Genomic DNA, 21,436 nt, shown 5'->3' with positions numbered 1-21,436 from the left:
TCACCAGACGCTCAGGTCAAGCTAGACCATTACGCTTCGCCAATGCGTATAATTCCACCAAGGAACTGACATTGAGCTTAAGCAAAAGGCGTCTTTTGTAGGTACTGATGGTCTTGCTGCTCAACAACATGCAGCCCGCAATTTCTTTATTGTTCATGCCTTGCACCAGTTGTTGCATGACCCTGAATTCACGGAGTGACAAACGCTCAAATAGCTCGTTCTCCTGAGCAGCGCCGTCTCGACGGCGCGGCAAACAGGATAGAGACGGAAAATATTCTTCGTTAGCCCGAACAGCCCTTACGGCACGCACCAATTCAGAGAGCTCATCTTGTTTACTGACGAACCCGTGGGCACCTATCTGCCGGCAACGCTCAGCGAGATGGCTCGACGACAGCCCCGTCAATACAACGATTTTCACCGGCAGGTGTTGTACAACGACATGACTGATAACCGTTAGCCCATCGACAGTGGGAATTCCGATATCCAGAATCATTGTCAAGGGACCCAGCATCTCAACCAGCTTGAGTGCATCCGCGCCATCGCCCGTTTCCGCAACGACGTCAAACCCTTCGCTCGCCAGCAGCAATTGGATGGCCATGCGAACAGCTGGGTGGTCGTCCACAATAACAATCCGATTGTTCATTGCCTGATTCCTTTTATTTAAACTGATTAGTTTCGCGCAGGCCGCGGCTCCCACGGAAAAGCGTTAGTCGGACAGTTCATCAGCGCGTAATAAGCTTCACGCAAAATCAATGGAGGTGGGATCTGTAGTGTTACCACTGAAGCTTTTATCTATTAGCCAGAGAAAATCCACCAGTGCTTCGTAGCTGATAGTGTCGATCCGTCGTACCTGATGATGCGGCTGATCAGATAACGTTTTGGCGCCCCCTGGCGGCGAACCATAGATAAGTACATGCCTCAAGCGTGGATTATTCACACAAAAATCCACGACGTTGAGTCCGGCGGCTGAAATCAAGTCAGCGTTGACAATTAATAGATCGAAGCGATCATATAGATTTGGACTGTAATGGGTGAGCATCGTGAGCTCACGAAAAGACGCAACAGGACAAACCCTGAAGTACCTTAAGATACCCAGCGACTTTTCAATAACAATACGCTACTCACACTGATGATCGGCGACTAATACTCTCATCGAACCGCAGGAAGAAGACATATAATTCATTATTGGTGCTCATTGATTTATAGGACACCCAAAAAGCACCTTAATCCTACTGATAACTATGCAAGAACGGTCCCGTTTTTTTGGTTTCAGTAGAGAGTTCGTCATAGCATGGCCTGGCAGAGTGTCACAGCGTTTGGCGCGGAGGGGAAATGACCGTATTTCAGGTCAGTGTTAAATCTTAACGTCCCCGCTCTTTAACCTGTTCACCAACGGGTGCGAGAAGACTGATTGCCCACAACCGCAGTATCTTATCGATTAACAGATCGACTGCCATGACCGGTCTCTTCATGACAGGAGCGGCGTAGGGACTACGCCGCTCCTGTGGGTCGATATCAGTGATCAGCGACGCACGTCGATGCGTACCACCACACGCCGATCCTGGGCATAGCAGGCGATCTGCTCGGCACGCGAGCCGCTACAGCTCCCGCTCACCGGTTCACTAGAGCCGGCACTGCTGGCTTCGATAGTCGAAGCCTGCAAGCCACCGTCGATCAACAGACGGCGAACGGTCTGCGCACGCTTCAGGCCAAGGGCCTGGTTGCTGGACACCGAACCGAACGGATCGGTGTGACCAATCACTTCAACGTGCTCCAGTGCGGTGTGTTCAGTTTTGAGCTGACTGACCAGATCGCGGATGGCTTTACGGCCTTGCACCGAGATGTCCGAGTAGCCCGACTTGCCAAATTTGAACAGCACATCACCGGACAGCGCATAGTCCTTGAACGGTGCGGCCGCTGGCGGCGCGGCCTGGTAATTACACGCCTGAACACCGGATGCCCGCGACAAGGCCTGAATCTGTTGACGACTGCCGACCATTTCACGCTCGGCGTCTTCACGCTTGATCGCCTGCGGTGCACTACTGACGCCTTCGCCGGCCTTCAGGAAATAGGTCTTGCCGCCTTCGAGGTTGGCTGAATACACGTCGGTGTTTTTACCTGTGTACTGCGGCGCATCGTTGAGGTACGCCCCCAGGGTATGCATGCCGGGCGCCACACAGAACGTCGTATAGCCACCCGGCAACAGCCCGGTGTGGAATTCGCGGTCGACATACACGTGGGCGGCACCGTTCTGCGCGCCCATCGTCGCGGCACGGTAGTACACCACCTGCGCCTGCCCGGCAGACACCGGAGCGACGGGCGTGTATTGGTTGCCGAAGGCCTGAACAGCCAATGCCTTGGGGACGCTGCACAGGGCGAGGCCAAGCAGCGCAGCTTGAAACAAAGTCGTACGTTTGAACATGCTCATAACTCCACCGCGAGCACCAACAGGTGCCCGGGTTTTAGAAAGTAGATGAAGAGAAGTGGATAGCGGTCCCGGGTTACACCAGGTTGACGGTGACCCCCTGCTCAACCAGCAGCTCGGCACCCAGTGAGGAGTGGCTGTATACCTCGTAAGTCTTGCCCCCCACACTGATCTCGCCCTGAATGGCCCAGCTACCCGGATCCTCGGCCCCCATCAAGCCTTGCAGGTCGACTACGTCGTCCCCATCGCCGTTGATCGTCATCTGGGTCTTGCCGCTGATGTGGAACAGATCGGCTTCACCATGGTTAAGCACATCTTCCAGGGACAACTTGAGGGTGTTGTTGCCGGAGCCGGTGAGGTCGATGACTTCGATGGAAGTGAGCTTGTCACCCAGCGCGGTCAGGTCCAGGACCTGGCCCGTACCGGTGAGCTTCAGGGTATCGACGCCGGCGCCGGCATGAACACCAGACTCAATACCGTCCAAGTGGATAACGTCATCAACAGAGAAGATATTGTCTTCATCACCGCCAAAATAGGCACCTGCAGTATCAATCGTCTGTAAGGCACCGGGGTCACTCAGCTCGAATCCAGCGCTCGATCCCACATCGAGTACAATGTCGTCTATCCAAAAATTGTCGCCAGTGTTCGAAGCCTCAAATTCAACGTAACTGAATTCAACTCCAGCTGGCATATCCACATTTACAGGCTTGCTACTACTCACAGGGACGTTTGGTGTTACAAGTTCAGAATGGACAATATTACCTCCGACATCAAAGAAATTGAGCGTTAAACCCCCCGAATCAGCAATGACAAAGTCAATGCTTCTCCCTAGTTGCCCATCGTTCAAAGTAAGTCGAGCGTCTTGATCCCCTTGATTTAACGACAAGCCTATAGATGGCGTTTGAAAACCGCCTCCAATACTGGTACCGGCAGCCACAATACCTCTAGGAATGTTGTTTCCGTCATCATCCCACCTGAAGGTAAATGCACCGAAGTCCGCCGAGCCCCCCCCGGGTATCGCAATGGGTGTAGCGGTCTCAAAATCAAACAAAGAACTATGAAATGTCAGAATCTGAGAAGTATTACCCGCCTGATCGATAAACGTAGCGGATGTGTTGTTCATCCTGGCACCCGCAATGGTGACCACATCAACCGTGCCTGCATCAATCTGCGCTTGCGTCAGTACCTTCTCGAAACGCTCACTGCCCACCACCACCTGGATGGTGTCACCTTCAGTCAAGGTGCTGCCGTCGAACGTAACAGTAACGGTGGTGCCACTGATCGCGAAAGTATCAGGCGCATCGGGAGCCACAGCATCCAATGTAATGTCTTGCGAATGCTCCGTACTGTTGCCTACACCATCCACGACCCGCGTCTTAATCTCCCAGTCGCCGCTGTGGCTGGTTTGATCGACAAAACTCCAGGTGCCATCACCATTGAGCACAGCATCCAGCCAGGTGGCGCCGCCATCCACGGAAACCTGCACTTTTTCATCGGCTGCCAAAGCCGCGGTCAAGGAGCCTTGAATCAAACGCCCGGCACTGCCGTCATTGGTGACGAAGTCACCAATGACGTTACCGCTGTCCTTGCCCATACTCTCGATCACCGCCCCTGCTATCGGGGCGCTTGTATCAATGGTCAGGACATAAGGATCGGACTCCAGCCCGCGGTTACCCGCCTCGTCGACCGCCACCGTGGTGAACTTATATTCACCGTCTGCCAGCGCCGGGGCTGGCGTAAACGACCACGTCCCATCGGCATTGACAGGCGCTTCTCCAATTTTTTTGCCGTTGGCAAACACTTCGACCGTCGAACCGGGCTCGGCCGTACCGTTGAGGGTGGGGGTGTTGTCATCGGTCACATCCGTTTGCCCCACCAGACCTGTCTGACCGCCGAAATTGTCCTGGACATCGGTGATGGCGGACTTGTCCGGGGCCGTCAGGTCCACAATCAGTTCGAAGCCATCGGAAGGCTCGCTTTCATTACCGGCGGGGTCTTTTTCAACAATGACAATAATGTGGGTGCCATCACTGAGCGGGGGATTAGGCGTGAATTCCCATTTGCCATCGTCACCCACGACGACTTCGCCGATGACTTTGTCGCCATCTTTGATGATAACGGTGTTACCCGGAGTACCTTCGCCGCTGAAGGTCGGGGTGCTGTCGTCGGTGACGCCGCCGTTCTCGATGCGGCCCGTCTCGTCCCCAACGTTGTCATTGACATCGTCCAAACTAGGGGACTTAGGTTGCCCGCCCGAGCCACCACCATTGTCATCGTCACCACCACCACCACCACCACCACCGGCGGCAAAAGCGGCGCCCACCAAACCAAGCCCGGCCAACCCCAGCACGGCGGGCCAGAACCAGCTAATACCGCTACCGGCGACCAAGCCGTTGCCAAAGCCCACCAGTTGCTCCGACCCCAAGACCTGGGGCGAGGACACACCCTCGATGAGGAACGCCGCAGATTGGTCCTGTTCGCCACCCGAAGAAATGTACTCGTAGTAAGCACCGTCCTCCCCAACACCCACCAACTGACCTTGTGAATCAAAGAAACCTTCGATGATCAGCTGGGGCTGATCGGGATCCGTGCCTTCCAGGGCCACGTGCAGGTCTTTGCCTACGCGCTTGATAGTAATGTTTTCCGGTGCGACACCTTTGTCGCCTTCGGCAAGGATATATTTACCGTTAGTGATCGCTTTGATCCGAACGGTATTACCGGCATTGGCGACCTGAAGCTCTGTTGCTTCGGTAATCGTCTTGCCGTCCACTACGGCGACATTCACTACGTTTGTATTCAACACTCACACCTCTCGCGACAAATATGCCGATGCTTCGCAAAGCAGTTGGCTCGATTGATAAACTTGGGGCCGTCTCAGAAAACGGAATTTAAAGCACGCTAATAAACTGGTGGCCGCGTTCATAACGGCCGGAACTTCCCCGCGCCAACCTTGGTGCGGCTGCGCCAACGGTCGTCGCCGGTCAAGTTGATGTGTTCCCAGCCCAGCTGGTGATCGGTATTACAACAACGCGTCATCAACGCCTTGCCCGTGATTGCGCAAGGCGTTCGCGGCCCGCTCCAGATAGGCGGTATTCCATAGCCCCCCTCACCCGATCAAGGCCGCTGCCTGATAATGGCTAGCTCAGCACCGCTAAAGGTGTAGAGCCGGATTAACTCGTCTTTTGTCAGCCTCAAAAATCACTGGCAACCCTGAAAAGTCGTCGAAAATGCCTGTTTGAAACAGACAAACATGCAGCAACCCACCCGCCCTGAAAATTTCATGCGTAACCCCTGATACAAACTCCTTGTTCTTATAAACGAGAGTTTTTGAGAAAAAACCGAACTAATAATCCGGTCTTTTTGGCCTTGGCTCACCTCGTATACGAGTACTTCTTCCCCTCTCCGGCTCCTGTCCAGCCTTTATTGTCGGATCAGACATGGCCCGACAAGGAACAGCGCAGGCAAACGAGTCATAACGCCTGGAGTACACATGACATCAGGCCTTAATATATAAACAGGTACTGCTTATGCATGAAATTTTTGCAGTATTTAAGGTCGCTCACACGTTTCACGACTTAATAATTTGCGCCGGCCTCGTCTCGGACGGGTGACGCCACATCACACCCTCTCGCAACTCAACTTTAGCGCGACAGTTAAGAATTATATTTCGAGAACTGTTTTTGAGAGCCGCTAGTGTCGATTTGAATTTGATGCGCCTCATCGTTACTGGCAATATTGCGTAGGATGTATTTTCATACAGCGTCCGCGAACGGCGATATGAGATTTGTCTTGAAGAAAAGGCTTGCACGTCAAATTCAGGCGATGCACTGACACTGCTCTGGGCTCCTGAATTCAGCTCCGGGGAATACGCAGGCAAGAAGTACAGGGTCAGGCTTTGGAACTCAGGACGTTGGAGCAGCGCCCGTACCGCTTTCGCCGCATGAATGGAGGCGCTGTCTACGACCACGACCAGAGGCCTGGCTGTCCGCTTTAACAACTGCCTCAAGCAGCCAACGTCATCGTCCCCCAAGTTCCCGACAAGTGCAGCCCACCAGAACTGAGCACTGCCCCCATAACGTTGAGTCGACCGGCTTTCTGTGGCGGAGTCTTATGGGGCTTGCCGCGCAAGGTCCAGGCACTACGCACCGGAGGGGGGGGCAATGAGAAGCCCGCTTCATCCACGTAAGCCAATGCGATTTCGCGGTCCAGCGCCTTCCACCTCAGCGGCTCAAGCTCTTCACTGCTTCTGGCGAAGGCCTGGGTGTCACGGTTTTTTTTAAACTGTAGCGGGTCCGTTTCCAGACGAATCCCAGATGCTTGAGAGCATTTTTCACGGTGTTCAGGTGCACCGTAACGGCGAACTCTTCTACCAGCCGCTGATGTATCTCTTCGGCACTCAAAGGGCTTGTTTGCGCCCACCCCTCAATCGTCGACAAATAGGCCGACAGTTTGCCTGGCGCACCTGAACGGGGCGCATCAAACAGACCTGCAAAGCCTTTGTTCAACCACTGTTGTCGACGCTCGTAGACGGTTTGCGTGCATACCCCCTGGGCTTCGGCCACCACTTTTGAGGTGTCGCCGCGAGCAAGCCGTAGCAAGGTTTGCGCCCTATCCCGACTACGCCAATCTTTGCCCTTGCGAACGATAGCTTCCAGCTTGAGGATTTCTTCTTCGGTCAACAGTAAGGGCTTGTGTTTCATGGACAAGAGGCTCAATCATCGGCATTTATGCGGGCCGACATAATGACCTAATTTTTTGCTGAGCGCTTAAGCTGGCTAATAACGCTGGGATGGCGGTGATTTTATTGGATTTGCGATCGACGGCCACTGGCCAAGACTCAGACCTTGCTCGCAGACAAAGGCACTCACAATATGCAGGGAGCCACGTTGGGCGGCGCGATCGAACGAACGGCGCACGGTTTTATCATCAATGGCAATGACGTCCCTGTCCTGCGGCGCAGGAGAACCTGACACCCATTGAGAGAAGTGCTACTCAAAGGTGGCGGGATCCAGAATACTGAAGATGCGGTGGAAAGTATCATGCGACGGAATGCCTTCAGGCAGACTCAAAAAGTGCGCAGCCAGTCTTTTTTTGCCTGGCTATAGTCGACCATGTCCACCCAGCTTTCTGCACCGGCAATCACCGCACACACGACGATGACGAGGGTATCAAGGAAGCGGTGGCGAGTTCGACCCACACGGCGCGGATCGGAACATCGGAAAACGAATCAAGCAGACCATTAAGCACAGGGCGTTCCAGAAGAAATCACTGGCGCAGTATCGCTTAAATCAGATTCGTGGAGTTTGATGCGTAAGCTCTGGCCTTGAAGGTTTCCATTAAGCGCATTAATTTAATTGACCTCCCCACGCCCAGAAGCCGGAAGCCAGCGGTATAGCGTTTGCTTGGACACACCTAAACCCTCGGCCACGTCCCTGGCTGGAATGCCGCTGACCAGCAGTTTCTGGGCTAAAATGATTTTGTTCGTGGTCATTTTTGGCTTGCGCCCCCCCGCGGGTCTCGCCGCTCGGCCTAGATTAAGGGCTGCTTCTAGTCCGGCACGGGTGCGCTCGTCGATCAGCTCGAGCTCCATCTCCGCGAGGCAGGCCATGAAATGGAAGAAGAATCGACCTGAAGGGGTACCGGTGTCGATGGAGTCGGTCAGGCTCTTGAATTGAACCCCCTGCTTGTGCAGCTTGGCAACCAGATCAACCAATTGTTTGACGCTACGCCCCAAGCGATCCAGCTTGCAGACCACCAAAGTGTCGCCCTCACGCAATATCTCTTGCATCCTGATCAGGCCTGGACGCTCATCCTGCGTACCACTTACCTTGTCTTCAAAGACCTGGTGGCACCCCGCCTTGATCAAGGCTTCGCGTTGTAAATCAAGGTTTTGATCCTGTGTTGAGACACGCGCATAGCCGATGAGCATGATTTATCTCTTGTGGTGTTTAGTGTTTATCACTCGATAAGCCCGACCATCATGGTCGGTATCGAGGCGTCTTTAGCTACGTCGTAAATTTGCCATCCGAAACTCGATCACCAGGTCGCGAACGGTGCTTTGTTTGAGTAACGTTCGGCGCCTTAAATTATCGAAACTCATCTAGAAACGACGAGTCGAGAACTCTGTTTAGAGAACAGTTTTCGAGAACTGCTAGCCCTCGCAATCACTGCCCCTTCATCTCGTTGATAAAACCCTCTCAAAAACCCTCGTTTTTGAGAGCCCTCTTGTGCCGGACTAATTTCCAGGGCCTACGCATCAAATTCCGCCAATCTGATTTAAGCGATACTGCGCCAGTGATTTTCTTCTGGAGCGGCCTGTGCTTAATGGTCTGCTTGATTCGTTTTCCAATGTTCCCGATCCGCGCTGTGTGGGTCGAACTCGCTGGGATGGCGGTGATTTCATTGGATTTGCCATCGACTGCCAGCTGGCCAAGACTCAGACCTTGCTAGCAGGCAAAGGCACTCACAATATGCAGGGGGCCACGTTGGGCGGCGCGCTCGAGAGCTGTATTGCAATGGAAGTACTTCATACTTATAGGAGGAATACTACATAACAACAAGCCAGTGGTGACATGAGACTTATCTCAAAAGGTACGGATCAGGAAATAGATTTGATGTGCGTCAAGCTCGCCCTGAAGCTGGAAGCCAGCGGTATAGCGTTGGCACGGACACACCTAAGTTCTGGGCCACATCCCTGGCTGGAACGCCGCTGGCCAACAGTTTTTTGGCTGATACGATCTTGCTCTCGGTCATTTTTGGCTTGCGACCTCCCGTACGTCCTAGAAGACGGGCGAACTCAAGCCCCGCACGGGTACGTTCGACAATCATCTCGCGCTCCATCTCAGCAAGACTGGCCATGACATGAAAGAAGAATCGACCTGAGGGGGTGCCAGTGTCGATGGAGTCGGTTAGGCTCTTGAATTGAACTCCCTGCTTGTGCAACTTGCCGACCAGATCAACCAATTGTTTGACGCTACGCCCCAAGCGATCCAACTTCCAGACCACCAAAGTGTCGCCCTCGCGGAGTATCTCCTGGGCCCTGCCCAGCCCGGGGCGCTCGGCCCGGGTGCCGCTCACCTTATCTTCAAAGACCTTCCGGCAACCGGCCTTGATCAACGCTTCGCGTTGCAAATCAAGATTTTGATCCTGTGTCGAGACGCGCGCATAGCCGATGAACATTGTTTATCTCTAGGGTCTGTTCCCGTTTCACATGGGTAGCCAGAGGAAGGCACAAGCCATAGCCACCACGCTTTCGTAATTTCTCTTGAGTTTGTCGAAGCGCGATGCGACCGCTCGATAGTGCTTCAGCCGGGCAAAGGCGTTTTCTACCAGGTGCCGGTTGCGGTAAAGCCCTTTATCCAGATCCGCATTGCCTTTCACGGAGTTGCGTTTTCTCGGAATCACGGCTTTGGCACCTTGTTGTTCAACCTGTTCGCGTATGGCCTCACTGTCATAGCCTTTGTCCGCAATGATCGTTTCAGCAGTGGGAGCCCTGGCAATCAACGCAGACGCCTGTGTGCAGTCGTTGATCTGGCCTCCAGTGATTTCAAACACGACTGGTAGCCCGCAGGCATCTACAGCCAAGTGGATCTTGCTGGTGTTGCCTGCTCGGCTTTTCCCTATGGCCTCGTCCTTGCCACTGGCAGCACCTGCACTGTGCTGGTGGGCCTTGGCATAGCTGCCATCGATGAAAACCCATTCCATGTCCGGTTCAGTCACCAGCGCCTGAAAAACCTTGAGCCACTTACCTGAATCCGGCCAACAGGTGACCGTCAAGACTGAGAGCGGTACCAGAACACGTCTAGATATGATCGGTAGAGACAAGAACGGCGATATCAACTGTGTCGAATGCAAAGCATCTGATACGGCGCCACTCACACGCAATCAGAAAAAAGCGTTTCCAGAGATAGAGCAAAGCGGTGGCACCATTGTTGGCAAAGGTAAGCCGGGATTCCCGGGAGGGACAGTTATCCCACCCACCCGTGTAGACATCGTGCGACCAAAGTAGTCACAGTGTTTAAGGAGTTGTCATGTCAGTAACAGACCCAAAAACCATTGATATGTGGGGCATCCCGAAATGGGACAACAGCAAGATCGTACTCGGTATTGCTGACCATTTGCCTTGGGAAGGAAAAACCGAACAGAGCGAGCACCTGCTAGCACTTCAAGAAAAGATCAATACATACGTTGCGTTTATCGAGAGCGGTGAGATTTACACAGAGATACCCGGGGCACTTGGGAAGTCTCCCCTCATCCGCGTCCAGGGCAAATACGAACTGTCGGAACAAGGAGAAATGTTCATTGATCAGGCTACCGAGGTGCTCAGACAAGCAAACATAGAGCTTGAATTTGTACTCAAAGACTGACGATGAAAACCGATATCACCGATTACACCGAAGACGAATTCATCAGCTTCATTCAGAAGCTGCTAGCTGAAAACAGGGTAGCAACCGACGACGTGCTAGATGTCCTCCTAGACCAATTCTACGAGTTGACTGGACACCCAGATGGCACCGACCTCATCTACTACCCTGAGGGCAACTCAAAGGGATCAGCAGAGGACCTGACACGTGTTGTGAAGGCGTGGCTCTGCTCAGGGTTTGCCGAGATTCAAAGACTAACGAATGGATGTGAGAGAGCAGACATGTCCGTTCTAGAAACGGAAGTCGTCGATATTATCGCGGTACCGGAGTGGGAGCCAAAAAACGTAATTCTGGTTATCAGTGACCACCTCGAATGGGGTGACAAGGCCCAACAGGGAGAGCACCTGCTGTTACTACAAGAGAAAATCAATACGTACATCGCGTTCATCGAAAGCGGCGAGGTATTGGAGGCCTACCCGCCGTCCAAAGGCAAGCTTCCCATCATCCGCATTAATGGTCTGTACGAATTACCGGAACAAGCGGAGTTCTTCTTTGACCGCGTTGCACAGACGCTAAAGGAAGTGGGTATCGGGTTTGAGTTCGTGCTTGATGCGAATGAAGAAATTCGCAACATGTGACCGTTGATGTTTTCCAGTACCTGGCCCGGTCGCAGGGCAGCCACGTACGTTCGCAGCGCCTGAGTTTCAAATCGGGAGTGTAGTCAGGTGGCCCGCTCACACCTTGGACTGTCATCCTGCACGGCGTTAAACGTTGGGTGCGAGCGAGCGACGGGCATTCTACCAGTCAGTAGTCAGTTTTTTCGGATATTCAGCAGGATGAACCTTTTATGATGGGTCATCCTGCTTATCTAGCATCCTTTCCAAATCCGACACCAAATCAGAAGGCTGGCATCTCAAAGCGTTTGCAAGCTTGAATAAGACTGCAATCGTAGGGTTGTGGATGCCGCGCTCTACCAAGCTGACATAGTTGCGTTGTACATCAGCCTCAAGTGCAAGCTGTTCTTGGGTTAGTCCTGCTTCCTTGCGTTTTTGGCGTAATACCTTTCCGAAAGCCAAGCCGATATCCACGTATACAGCCCCATCTCAAAGACGGGTCACTGTCAGTGATGGCTGCGCGCAAGTCCTCACAGTATACTGTGAATATTCATACCCAAAACTCTGCTTCTTGAGGTGCCTGATGAAGCTTTACTTCGCAATGTTCTTCGCAACGCTAAGCATGCCGTTGGCCAGTCTGGCCGGAATCTTTTCCATGGAGCTTGGATACGTCCTGAGCTTCCGCCAAGCGATTGGTGTCGGCGTCCTAGTCGGCACCGTGATCTTGATTCTTGCAGTCATCCTCTTCTTGTTCAGCATCCCTTCGACGATGCATCGCCTTCGTGCTTCGACTTCCACCGTCAACAAGAGCCAAGGATGAAAATGAACAGATCGTCAAAGCTCCTGTTGCTGCTAGCGGCCGCCATCGCAAACGCATCTAACCCGGTGATAGCTGCTCAACCAAACGATGCGAAGTCGGCGGCATCCAGCCTTTACAGTGAGCGCCTACAAGAAATGCTCGATACGACTGGGTGGCATTTTGAATCCGCTTTGGATACCAAGCAGATCGTCAAAGAATTTAGGGTGAATCAAGCAAGGGCACAGATTGAATTCAGCAAACCGGGCATATACCACGGACGGATCAGCAAGGTAGTGACGGATAATCTGGGGACGTACTTTATTGTTGATCAAGGCCTAGACACTGCTGTGACGGTGCTGTTGGACAAATATCAAGCGTCGCAATGGAAAACTGTGAATGCCAAAGCTGAAATCGGTGGTGTTCAGTCAGCCTTGGAATTCGCGGCGAATGTCAATCCGAATCAGGAAATGTATTTCCAATGTCGTCGAATCGAATTTGGATTGGGCGTATATCTGACCAATTGCCTGGCCTTTCCTCCAACTGTCACGCTAACCAAGTCCGCCCCAGAATTGAACAACAGTATTGATGCTTTCGAACATCTAGAAGATTTGATCAAAGCTAGAGCCTCTGAGGGCTGGGCGCGTCCCCCATCGACGCAGCCGAACATGGAAGTCACGTTACAAATAGGCATGGCCAATGACGGGACAATTATGTCTATAGAAATTGCCAAATCTAGTGGTGATGCACAATATGACCGTTCGGTTGTCGCGACTATCAAAAATATCGGCCAACTGACAGAAGCACAGGAAATGAAACCAAGTGACAGAGAGAAATACCGGTCATTCAAGATGTCATTTACACCAGATGATTTGGCTTTGTAGCGTAACTCTGGATTCTTATCATGTATTAATCAGATATGAATTCACATGGTTGAATGATGCTAGAAGGCTAAACAACCTGGAATTTCTAGGTGTGTCGAACCGACATGCACCTTAGGCTAGTGGGTACTTGGTACTTGGTACTTGGTACTTGGTACTTGGTACTTGGTACTTGGTACTTGGTACTTGGTACTTGGTACTTGGTACTTGGTACTTGGTACTTGGTACTTGGTACATGCTACCAGTAGCGCAAATGGTACCTAGAAGTCCCCGAGTGCTTCTGTGTCGAGTCTGAACATCAAAATTAGCACCGGCTTGCGAAGTGCGCCGTCCTTCCTGTGGCGTCTTGTAAGCGTTCTTGGCATGAAAGCGGTCAAGCCTCTTTGTGTGCCCCCCCCTGAACTAAGACTCTCTCGGATATGTGGCCTATACAGACCAGCAAGGTGTTTTGGGATGCACTACCAATACAGGGAACTGCAAGTCAGCTGAAACGGCTGGAATCACCTAGAACCGTTAGAGGTCTGATGGAAGATCGATGGCTGCCACAAGGTTTGAATGCTCGTCGAATGTTTATATCGTTATAGTTGGTCGACGAGTTCTACAAAGTATAAAACCTCCTGAGTCGGATACGCCGTCTGTTCGAAAGAAATTCACTGGAACGTAGTTCATGCGAAGCCGGTAGGCGAGCATTGTGGATGATTCGTTAAAATTTAATTGAAATGTCTAAATATAGTTGGTATCCCTCGCTTCGCTTCGGAATCACCTTCGGTGCTTCTCGGTTTTGTGTAACCTAATTCCTTAAAGACTTATAAGGATTAAAGTAACACTTTTCAAGTTTGTGTCTGCGGCTCACCCTAGCTAAGGAGTTTAGGTCTGGATGGAATACCAAGCAACCGTCTTTCCTCACAAATGGTTTTCCGCGAAAGCCCTGTTTCTTTCCTGATTTCCTCGGTTGTATGTCGCGCTTTGATCATTCGGATCATCATAGGTCTGTTTGGATGCTGTCGGCGGCCGCGCTTTGTTTCGGCTTTATAGCGTGCTGCCAATGAATCATCAATGATTGCGGTGGGCAAAAACTGTTTCAGATAATCGACAGTTTCATAGTCTTGAACATAAAGGCAAATATCTTTTTCGCAAGTTAGCTCTGAACCGTCATGCAAATATGTCTTGCGCAGCCCGGTTCGAAAAATATTTTGTAATGTGACCTCGAACTTTTTGGTTACCTTCCATGCTTGCGTCAATTCGGCTAAAGATGAACCGTGTTTTTTCGCTATATATTCCAATGATCTTCTTTCTGGTGCTGTCGGGTTGCCATGGATCGCTACCATCGCGTTATGGTGTTCTTTGAGACTGTCAATTCCCCTGCTATCAACTTTGCACAAAGTGGTTCTATTATCGTAAAATACTTGTCCCCACTCGTGTGTAAAAAACAAACAAGTGTCGTCACCAATTTTTTCAAGTACTCGATTTACCATTACGTTCAAGTTTTTAACGCTTGGCGATGTTTCATTTTCTGTCACGGCCAACGATTTCGAAAATTTAATATTCTTTGCAAGCAGTGGATAAATGCGTGTTTTCGGAAACTTGGTTCTTTTGGGAGGTTGGAAGATTGAATCAATATAATGGAAACCATTTCTCTTTGCGTAGTAGTCAAATAATCCGCCATCGACAGTCGCTGTTAATAAGTGCGTTTCGCTGGCTGCCGTAAACCTACTGAAAAAGTCATTCTCGCGAATTATTCTTACAGTTTCTGTACCAGCAGTTGCGGAGCCGTCAAGGTCGATCTTATCGGCGTCATTCGTTTTGCCAAGTCCGTAGAATACAAAGTCTTCATCAACGAGTGCAGAAAAAATATCGTGCACAGGTTTGCTAACTGTGCTTGCATTCGTACTGTGCGAATCCGACATTGATGCATTGCATTCTGATAGTTCTTTGACAAGCGAGTTTCGCATTCCTTTTTTAATCTGGATGCAATGATCAATCACTTCAATGTAGTTGATTTTTTCAAATTGTTCCTTAGTGAATGTATAACTGGGGGTCTCAAGAATCGTTGGCGTTTCATCGACCACCAACATCCAATCCTTCATGTGCTCCAATGCGCAAGTATGAAGTGTCGCGTGTTGGCAAATAATGAAGTTGGAGCCGCTAGCAGGTGCAAGCGCATCGTTCAACATTCTAGTGGTGCTTACTGGCGTTTTACTGTCCGAATCAATACGGGTAGCGGTAAGTTCGGACGGAAGTCTTCCTATGATTTCATTGGCCAAAGCCTTTGTAGGGACCGAATAAAGAATCTTTTTGCCTGACTTGATCAGTCCGCTCGCGGTGGATAAAAACTTATGTGTCTTCCCACTACCAGGCAACGCCAAGGCCAAATGGATTGTTTTCTGCATCAAATGTTCTTCCTGCTTGTCGGGTTCGCACCGTGCCGCCCGTTTCAGGACAAATTATGTAATACTAAATGGTCTTAGATAAACATTCAGTGGTCATTAATTCTAACTTTTTGCGTATTTCGTTCTGACACTCGAAAAAGCTTTGATGTAATCGCTACAGGGCACGCTATACCTGACCCGGTACGCCTCTACGGATCAGTAAAGAAATGAATGTAAAGAATGATACAATTGTTTTAGAGCCAACTTACTATTACCCCCCTCATTCGCTGAATTCAAGTCGACACCCTGTAGAGTTGATACCGATACATTTATCCCGACCGCCCTCTGCCGGCTTACATATCGATGATCAAGCCACCGAATACTTTAGATCACCACGTCTGCTGACGATTCCAAAATATTTGAACGATCATGAAAGGGTGGCAACCGCGCCGAGGCATCACTGAGTTTCCCGCCTAGAATGCGTCATACCGATGTCGCTTTATACGACGTAGAGCATGTCACTGACTAGCTCCTACCTTGACCAGCTCGCCGTTCGATCATCAATGGCGTAACTCTTTAATGGACAATTCTAGAAGATTTATTCACGACTTATCATAGTGATGAATATACATTTTAGACGGGACCGTGATTAGTACCCAATCTATCAACGAGGTAGTCAGCCATCTACGGTTCGCGATGAAAATGACCCTGCAAGGTTCGAACACTTTAAAGCCGAGGCGCGATGCTACACGGATTAATTCGTAAATTACAAAGTCGAATCATGTCCAGATAAGAAAGCTCTGGAAGATGAGGTATTTAAGGCAAGTGTGATGGACACCCAGCTCGGGATAACCGGCAAATCATTCTGAATAACATCTTTCGAGTAGCACATAAGCAGCTACTCACTCGTGATTTCGGAGCCATGCACGACTCCTTCTCTTCAGAATGTAAGGGAATCACGAAAGAAGCGGAAGAATTCCAAGAGAAACATCAGAACTTATATGCAGCGGCGCTCGGGCTGTAATTCCGAGCGCCTTGCCTGCCTGAACCATGTTATTTGAGCTTTGCTTTCAACAGATTCCTCATCGTCTGCTTAGCACGATTAACGAATTCGTCCTCAGTTTCAAACTCTTTAGGTTCGCCAATATCCTCACTCAACTGAGCCACAAATTCTCCGTTGCTAACGAGCGCCCTCACCTCATTTGCGAACTCAGAAGCTTTGGATTTACCCAGCGTTGCAAGGGTAGCGATCCCCACCTCTGCCTGTACACCTGCCAGTGTCTTATCAAGCAAAGGCGCGCCAGCTTTTGTCACGATATAGTCTTTGACGCTCATGCTGGTTCCCCTTCCTCGGAATCTTTTTTTGAAGACCTGTATTGCTGACGGAAGATTTCAGTAAAGAGTTCTACAATCGAAGAGATAATCTTGTCCTTCGTTTCATCGCTTAATTTTGACCACATTTCAAAAAAGCGAAACGAAAATGCTCAGAATTTTTGCCCACATAACAACCTCCGTTGTAATACGTTGATTCCGACTTCCCTTCGCATGGGCATCGGTCATTGACATATGACGGCTCAAAGCCTTCAAACTTGAGCCGCCAAACTGGACATCAGAACGCTGCGTTGATGGCGTTGAGTAGCTGCTCGCGCAAGCCACGCCCCTGCTCATCCTTCTTCTGCGCCATGAGATACACGCCCTTCCCGCCCGATTTCTTAGCCCAAAGCTCACCGATAAGGCGCTTCTCTTTGCTATCGTCGTTGCTCACACGATCGCCGCCCTTGTACTCGATCACGAAGAGGCGTCCATCCTTCAAGCGTGCCACGAAATCAGGGTAGGTTCTCTGAGTCGCGGTAGGCATCCAGAACTGTGTAGCGTGAACGAGGTTCCGTACCCAAAAATCGACTTCATCCAACAGCTCAATTGCCTGCGCACAAAGGTATTCCTCTGCGTCCTCCCCCTTCGATGTTTTCCAAGGAAGCATGCCGGGGAATGGGTAATAGTGCTTCTTGAACTTGAATGACCCAGCGTAGTACGAAGTAGCCGGATACAGCGCCATGTCTGCGGGATAGGTGAACGCATGGTCCGGTTCTGACGAAGTGACCAGCTCCAAATCGTCATGAAACAGAGCTTGCTGGAATCCTTTGTCATAGGCGTTTTTCTTCGCCAGCAGCAATTGCTCACCCAGCTTCCTGCGAAGAATGAACTGACCTTTCAAGAGCTGCGACAGGGAGAATCCGCGATCCTCCAACAGTCCGGTAACAGCTCGGCGCAACCATTCGCGAAGTACTGGCTGTTTGATTGATGGCTCACGAATTTCCTGATCCAACCAGCCAATCAGGTCTGATGCGGAGCGGTCCTGTGCGAAACCGGGAAGGTATGTCTGAACATCGTCCTTTACGTTTTGGAACTGAACAGTCTTCTCGTCGAGGAACACTTCGAACGTCATGCTGCATTCATCAAACCGGAACGATGATAGGTCTGGTGGTGAAGACAACAGATCCCAGCTAAACGTCGCTGATACTGCGCCACGGTCAACCAGCTCAAGCTCACCTTGCTCCACCGAGTAAAGCCGGGGAACCTGAAACACCACGCCCCTTTCACTGGGAGCTTTCGCAGCCACGGTAGCTTGTTGATGACGCTCTACCTCAGCAGCAACCGCCGCTTTTTTCTCTTTGCCTGACACAGTAGAAACGATAGCTTCAACCGTCAGCAGGTCGAGTTCGTCTTTCAGCTCGACAACCCCTCCCGGTCCTTCAGCATCCAACGTGAACAGGACACGCTCACGGTCACGCTCTGGGATTTTCGAAAAGTCAGGAGCCTTTGCCACAACGACCCGAGATACAGGAAGCTCAGGAGTTCCAATCTGACCACCCTGCAATGCCAGCTCAGAAGTCTTCTCCTTGCGGAAGGCGGCAGCAGCTTCCATTGGGTTAAATCCGATGTTGATGAGTGACTGGGTAAGCTCACCTGCAGCCCGTCCAAAGGTGTCCGTGGTGACATGAGCATACGCTTTGCTCATCGCGTCCTGACGCCGAGGAACGGCATACGGCATGCGCAAAACACGACCAAGAAGCTGCTGAATATCTTTGTCGGACTTGACCTGTGCCACCGAGCAGAAGACATAGGCAAATGAGCAGTCCCAGCCCTCTTTCAACGCCTGCTTGGTGATGATGACTTCGATGGGGCAGTCATTGGCAAACAGGTCGATTCCGTCAATTTCCCGCGTAGTGCCAGTCGCGATAGCAATCGCTTTTTCGTCCACACCATCAGTATCGATTAGGTGCCGTTTGACCTCTTCAACAGTGGCTTCGCTCTTGGCATTTTCAGCCTGAATTAGCAGGATTGGACGAATGTACTCAGGTTCATCCAGCGCGGTTTTGGCGAGGCTTTTTCGCCGTGCTACGGCGCTGCTGACAGCTAGCTGCCACTCCCCATTGTGCTCTTTAAGGATCACCGGGAATTTGATCATGTTCTCGGCTTTCAACTCGAATGCGGAGACGCTGACCAGTATGTTCGAGCTGGACACATCAGGAGTGGCTGTAAGCTCCACCACAGCCTTTGGGCCAAGACGCTCGTAGACGGTGTATGAAAGCGGCGTTGTCGCGTTATGTGCTTCGTCCATGATGATCCTACAAGAACTCGCGTGCTTGGCGTTCAAGAGCATCAACCAACCATCCCTCAACATAGACGTTGACTCCCTTCGCGATTCGAGTGAATCCTTGGCGATAGCTGTTTATAAACTCACCAGAGCCAATCCATGCTGATTCAGCTACTCACCTGCCTTTTGCCGTCTCTCACCGCTCAAAACACGAAGGTGCATCTCGCTCAGCACAACGGGATTGAGCACCCGATGGACGTTTATCTAGCCGGTGATTTTGATGAGTGGCAATCGTGGCAGTCCCGCAGGAATTTCGAGTGTGAGTATGTCATTGGATTGGTCGAGCTACCGGGCACGAAGAAATGGCTTCTGGCAGGTGTGTACGACTCGTTGAAATTGAACGACACGAAGACCAAAAAAGAGAAGCGTGACTTCGTTTACGACTACCGCCGCGTACCAGAATTTGCTGAGTTGGAAGGACGCTTGATCCTCGACTACACGAAACCGCGAATGAATTACCTATGGCTGGAAACGTGCATGAAAAGCATGGTCGTGTCCTCCATCCTTGAGAAGCCCATGACGGTTGGCAGATTCCCCGGCTTCAAGGAAGTGGACGTGTCTCACGGAGAGCTGAAGATCATCGTCAATCAAGGCTTGGAATCATGGCAGACAGCCCTCTCCAGCGTGGCAGGCGTCTACCTAATATCTGACCGCACGGAAGGCGAGCATCAGCTCTACGTGGGTTCAGCGACAGGCACAGGCGGATTGTGGGATCGATGGTCGAACTACGCCAATAACGGGCATGGTGGGAACACACGCATTCGTGTTCTGCATACCAAGCGCGGCAAGGAATTCGCGGATAATTTCAGGTTCAGCATCCTCGAAATCGCAGACAAACACACTGGCAAGGAAGAGATGATGGACAAGGAAATTCAGTGGAAGCGCCGCCTACTGACCCGCGATAGGGGCTTGAACGGCAATTGATAAGGACAGCGCAATGCTCGACGTAAAGAACAGCACTGAATACGAGAAGGTTGCTCAGCAGGTCTACCAAGCGATCCTAGCCACTACTGAGGTTGAAACGATTGAGGTTCTGCACAACGTGCAGATCACCGGGCGCTCAGGTGTAGCTCACCAGATTGACGTGTACTGGCGATACCTGAAGGACGGCATCGAGCATCAGGTACTGGTGGAGTGCAAATACTACCAATCCAAAATCGACCTTATCCACGCAAGGAACCTGCTTGGATTGCTCACCGACATTCCCAATAGCCAAGGCGTGTTGCTCACCACCGTTGGCTTCCAGAAAGGCGTGGTTAACCTGTGTAAATTCTATGGGATAAGCCTCAAGCGGCTCAGAAATCCGCAAGGCTCTGGCTGGGAAGGGTTCATACAGAAGGTCGAGATTGAAGGCACCATCAATAGGACGGAGTACGTCGATTTTGCTCTCGCAATTGATGGGAAGGACGCAGAGTCAGTCGCGACCCTGGCAGGTGACAACATCGTCTCCATAGACTCGCTGGAAATGCTTTTCCAAGACGGGACGGATTGCCCCCTATCAGCAGTCACATGGCTCGACCGCAACGTGCCTTTCGACGAATCACAGGTTGGGATGCCCTTAGCCATAACACTCGCACCAGCAAGCACCTACATCGTTCTGCAGTCAGGGCAGCGGGTCAAGATTCACAGCCTTGATGTTCAATACGTGCATTCGAGCAGAACACTCAATTTCAGCTTTGACGCGATGGATTTGGTTCGAGGCGTACTTGAAGACTTCAACACGAAGGCAATCGACTACACCCTTCACAAATGACTGGAAAGCAAAAAGCCGGCTGCGACGGTCGACTAGGGTGGACACCTGTACCTTCGTGACTTCCTGCATGTCATGATTCTGCTTGCCGAGGAAGAGAAGCGTTCCTATCGTTGCCCCAGCACCGACGATTGTGAACACCCCACCGAGCAAAGAACCGAAGCTACTCCAAGCGGTACGATCGCAGGAGATTGGTCCGACATTCCACCAGTACAAACCAAAGACGGTCAGCGCGAACGCACCGAGGACGAATTTGATACGCCAGAAGCATGTATAAAAAGGAGCCAATCAGCAATCAACAGCCAAGGGGTGACTGAAATAACCTAAGACGGCAAAATTTTACGTACTATCCCTACGTACAACAACCAAAACCCAAAAACGAAAAACCCCCGCAAATCAATGACTTGCGAGGGTTTTATACATATGGCGGAGAGATAGGGATTCGAACCCTAGGTACCGGTGAAGGTACAACGGATTTCGAATCCGTCCCATTCGGCCACTCTGGCATCTCTCCAACGGCGCGCATCATAACAACACTTTTGCCGAAAGCGAACCCCCTTTCGCAAATTTTTTCCGTGCT

Annotated in this window: 18 protein-coding genes, 1 tRNA gene and 6 pseudogenes; 9 read left to right on the top strand and 16 right to left on the bottom strand. The window is 51.3% G+C overall.

All coding sequences use genetic code 11. From position 1 onward, the window contains the following. Positions 1–16: 16 nt before the first annotated feature. The 11 genes and pseudogenes from ACA069_RS07085 to ACA069_RS07035 all read right to left on the bottom strand — a co-directional run. A complete protein-coding gene (locus ACA069_RS07085; protein WP_497616838.1) occupies positions 17–643 on the bottom strand; it encodes a response regulator in 627 nt (208 codons plus the stop codon). Between the two features lie 96 nt (positions 644–739). Further along, complete coding sequence (locus tag ACA069_RS07080) at positions 740–1,039, bottom strand: hypothetical protein (RefSeq protein WP_497616837.1); 300 nt, start codon at positions 1,037–1,039, stop codon at positions 740–742. A gap of 483 nt (positions 1,040–1,522) precedes the next feature. Next, a complete protein-coding gene (locus ACA069_RS07075) occupies positions 1,523–2,422 on the bottom strand; it encodes an OmpA family protein (protein WP_497616835.1) in 900 nt (299 codons plus the stop codon). 79 nt (positions 2,423–2,501) lie between these two features. Next, positions 2,502–5,225, bottom strand: coding sequence for an Ig-like domain-containing protein (locus ACA069_RS07070; protein ID WP_497616834.1), 2,724 nt, complete (start codon positions 5,223–5,225; stop codon positions 2,502–2,504). 119 nt (positions 5,226–5,344) lie between these two features. Continuing rightward, a pseudogene (locus tag ACA069_RS07065) lies at positions 5,345–5,525 on the bottom strand (Tn3 family transposase); the annotation flags it as partial. A 468-nt stretch (positions 5,526–5,993) separates the two neighbouring features. Continuing rightward, positions 5,994–6,431 (bottom strand): transposase, encoded by a 438-nt coding sequence (locus ACA069_RS07060; protein ID WP_497616833.1) that lies wholly within the window; start codon positions 6,429–6,431, stop codon positions 5,994–5,996. A gap of 214 nt (positions 6,432–6,645) precedes the next feature. Further along, entirely contained in the window at positions 6,646–7,125 is a 480-nt protein-coding gene (locus ACA069_RS07055) for a helix-turn-helix domain-containing protein (RefSeq protein WP_497616832.1), read from the bottom strand. A 365-nt stretch (positions 7,126–7,490) separates the two neighbouring features. Further along, positions 7,491–7,625: pseudogene (locus ACA069_RS07050) on the bottom strand (transposase family protein); the annotation flags it as partial. 150 nt (positions 7,626–7,775) lie between these two features. Further along, positions 7,776–8,354 carry a recombinase family protein gene (locus tag ACA069_RS07045; RefSeq protein ID WP_497616831.1) on the bottom strand — a complete coding sequence of 193 codons (579 nt, stop codon included), beginning with the start codon at positions 8,352–8,354 and terminating at the stop codon, positions 7,776–7,778. A 692-nt stretch (positions 8,355–9,046) separates the two neighbouring features. Further along, on the bottom strand, positions 9,047–9,604 hold the full coding sequence (locus tag ACA069_RS07040; RefSeq protein WP_497616830.1) for a recombinase family protein: 558 nt from the start codon (positions 9,602–9,604) through the stop codon (positions 9,047–9,049). Between the two features lie 27 nt (positions 9,605–9,631). Then, a pseudogene (locus tag ACA069_RS07035) lies at positions 9,632–10,186 on the bottom strand (IS5 family transposase); the annotation flags it as partial. On the opposite strand from ACA069_RS07035, the pseudogene ACA069_RS07030 reads away from it, so the two are divergent. The 4 genes and pseudogenes from ACA069_RS07030 to ACA069_RS07015 form a co-directional block, all read left to right on the top strand. Then, positions 10,173–10,433 (top strand): annotated as a pseudogene (locus tag ACA069_RS07030) (S-type pyocin domain-containing protein); the annotation flags it as partial. The pseudogenes ACA069_RS07035 and ACA069_RS07030 sit on opposite strands and share 14 nt — an antisense overlap. 22 nt (positions 10,434–10,455) lie before the next feature. Beyond that, complete coding sequence (locus tag ACA069_RS07025; protein ID WP_497616828.1) at positions 10,456–10,791, top strand: DUF6572 domain-containing protein; 336 nt, start codon at positions 10,456–10,458, stop codon at positions 10,789–10,791. A 2-nt stretch (positions 10,792–10,793) separates the two neighbouring features. Next, positions 10,794–10,952 (top strand): annotated as a pseudogene (locus ACA069_RS07020) (bacteriocin immunity protein); the annotation flags it as partial. Positions 10,953–11,069: 117 nt separating this feature from the next. Then, a complete protein-coding gene (locus ACA069_RS07015) occupies positions 11,070–11,426 on the top strand; it encodes a DUF6572 domain-containing protein (protein ID WP_497618201.1) in 357 nt (118 codons plus the stop codon). A 207-nt stretch (positions 11,427–11,633) separates the two neighbouring features. Here ACA069_RS07015 and ACA069_RS07010 read toward each other — a convergent pair whose 3' ends face one another. Next, positions 11,634–11,876, bottom strand: a complete 243-nt coding sequence (locus ACA069_RS07010; protein WP_497616827.1) for a helix-turn-helix domain-containing protein — start codon at positions 11,874–11,876, stop codon at positions 11,634–11,636. A 109-nt stretch (positions 11,877–11,985) separates the two neighbouring features. On the opposite strand from ACA069_RS07010, the gene ACA069_RS07005 reads away from it, so the two are divergent. Together ACA069_RS07005 and ACA069_RS07000 are read left to right on the top strand one after the other, a co-directional pair. After that, positions 11,986–12,222 carry a hypothetical protein gene (locus ACA069_RS07005; RefSeq protein ID WP_497616826.1) on the top strand — a complete coding sequence of 79 codons (237 nt, stop codon included), beginning with the start codon at positions 11,986–11,988 and terminating at the stop codon, positions 12,220–12,222. A gap of 581 nt (positions 12,223–12,803) precedes the next feature. Next, positions 12,804–13,082: pseudogene (locus ACA069_RS07000) on the top strand (TonB family protein); the annotation flags it as partial. Positions 13,083–13,933: 851 nt separating this feature from the next. Here ACA069_RS07000 and ACA069_RS06995 read toward each other — a convergent pair. The 3 genes from ACA069_RS06995 to ACA069_RS06985 form a co-directional block, all read right to left on the bottom strand. Then, complete coding sequence (locus tag ACA069_RS06995) at positions 13,934–15,469, bottom strand: DEAD/DEAH box helicase (RefSeq protein WP_497616824.1); 1,536 nt, start codon at positions 15,467–15,469, stop codon at positions 13,934–13,936. 1,032 nt (positions 15,470–16,501) lie between these two features. Beyond that, complete coding sequence (locus ACA069_RS06990; RefSeq protein ID WP_497616823.1) at positions 16,502–16,783, bottom strand: hypothetical protein; 282 nt, start codon at positions 16,781–16,783, stop codon at positions 16,502–16,504. A gap of 274 nt (positions 16,784–17,057) precedes the next feature. Then, on the bottom strand, positions 17,058–19,070 hold the full coding sequence (locus tag ACA069_RS06985; protein ID WP_497616822.1) for a DEAD/DEAH box helicase: 2,013 nt from the start codon (positions 19,068–19,070) through the stop codon (positions 17,058–17,060). A gap of 135 nt (positions 19,071–19,205) precedes the next feature. Here ACA069_RS06985 and ACA069_RS06980 point away from each other — a divergent pair, with 135 nt between their 5' ends. From ACA069_RS06980 to ACA069_RS06970, 3 genes are all read left to right on the top strand, one after another. Next, entirely contained in the window at positions 19,206–20,030 is an 825-nt protein-coding gene (locus ACA069_RS06980; RefSeq protein WP_497616821.1) for a GIY-YIG nuclease family protein, read from the top strand. A 13-nt stretch (positions 20,031–20,043) separates the two neighbouring features. After that, entirely contained in the window at positions 20,044–20,859 is an 816-nt protein-coding gene (locus ACA069_RS06975; RefSeq protein WP_497616820.1) for a restriction endonuclease, read from the top strand. Positions 20,860–20,931: 72 nt separating this feature from the next. Beyond that, on the top strand, positions 20,932–21,183 hold the full coding sequence (locus ACA069_RS06970) for a hypothetical protein (RefSeq protein ID WP_497616819.1): 252 nt from the start codon (positions 20,932–20,934) through the stop codon (positions 21,181–21,183). A gap of 97 nt (positions 21,184–21,280) precedes the next feature. Here ACA069_RS06970 and ACA069_RS06965 read toward each other — a convergent pair. Further along, a tRNA-Ser gene (locus ACA069_RS06965) sits at positions 21,281–21,370 on the bottom strand. Between the last annotated feature and the right edge of the window lie 66 nt (positions 21,371–21,436).

This window comes from Pseudomonas sp. LBUM1652 (assembly GCF_059716105.1).
This window is presented reverse-complemented; position numbering and strand designations above follow the sequence as displayed.

What these genes read in the sequence shown, in the direction of transcription:
- ACA069_RS06975 (WP_497616820.1), top strand. Translation starts at nt 20,044, where the DNA reads ATGCTCGACGTAAAGAACAGCACTGAATACGAGAAGGTTGCTCAGCAG.
- ACA069_RS06980 (WP_497616821.1), top strand. Translation starts at nt 19,206, where the DNA reads ATGCTGATTCAGCTACTCACCTGCCTTTTGCCGTCTCTCACCGCTCAA.
- ACA069_RS07075 (WP_497616835.1), bottom strand. Translation starts at nt 2,422, where the DNA reads ATGTTCAAACGTACGACTTTGTTTCAAGCTGCGCTGCTTGGCCTCGCC.
- ACA069_RS07005 (WP_497616826.1), top strand. Translation starts at nt 11,986, where the DNA reads ATGAAGCTTTACTTCGCAATGTTCTTCGCAACGCTAAGCATGCCGTTG.
- ACA069_RS07085 (WP_497616838.1), bottom strand. Translation starts at nt 643, where the DNA reads ATGAACAATCGGATTGTTATTGTGGACGACCACCCAGCTGTTCGCATG.
- ACA069_RS06990 (WP_497616823.1), bottom strand. Translation starts at nt 16,783, where the DNA reads ATGAGCGTCAAAGACTATATCGTGACAAAAGCTGGCGCGCCTTTGCTT.
- ACA069_RS07045 (WP_497616831.1), bottom strand. Translation starts at nt 8,354, where the DNA reads ATGCTCATCGGCTATGCGCGTGTCTCAACACAGGATCAAAACCTTGAT.
- ACA069_RS06985 (WP_497616822.1), bottom strand. Translation starts at nt 19,070, where the DNA reads ATGGACGAAGCACATAACGCGACAACGCCGCTTTCATACACCGTCTAC.
- ACA069_RS06995 (WP_497616824.1), bottom strand. Translation starts at nt 15,469, where the DNA reads ATGCAGAAAACAATCCATTTGGCCTTGGCGTTGCCTGGTAGTGGGAAG.
- ACA069_RS07025 (WP_497616828.1), top strand. Translation starts at nt 10,456, where the DNA reads ATGTCAGTAACAGACCCAAAAACCATTGATATGTGGGGCATCCCGAAA.
- ACA069_RS07040 (WP_497616830.1), bottom strand. Translation starts at nt 9,604, where the DNA reads ATGTTCATCGGCTATGCGCGCGTCTCGACACAGGATCAAAATCTTGAT.
- ACA069_RS07055 (WP_497616832.1), bottom strand. Translation starts at nt 7,125, where the DNA reads ATGAAACACAAGCCCTTACTGTTGACCGAAGAAGAAATCCTCAAGCTG.
- ACA069_RS06970 (WP_497616819.1), top strand. Translation starts at nt 20,932, where the DNA reads ATGATTCTGCTTGCCGAGGAAGAGAAGCGTTCCTATCGTTGCCCCAGC.
- ACA069_RS07080 (WP_497616837.1), bottom strand. Translation starts at nt 1,039, where the DNA reads ATGCTCACCCATTACAGTCCAAATCTATATGATCGCTTCGATCTATTA.
- ACA069_RS07015 (WP_497618201.1), top strand. Translation starts at nt 11,070, where the DNA reads ATGTCCGTTCTAGAAACGGAAGTCGTCGATATTATCGCGGTACCGGAG.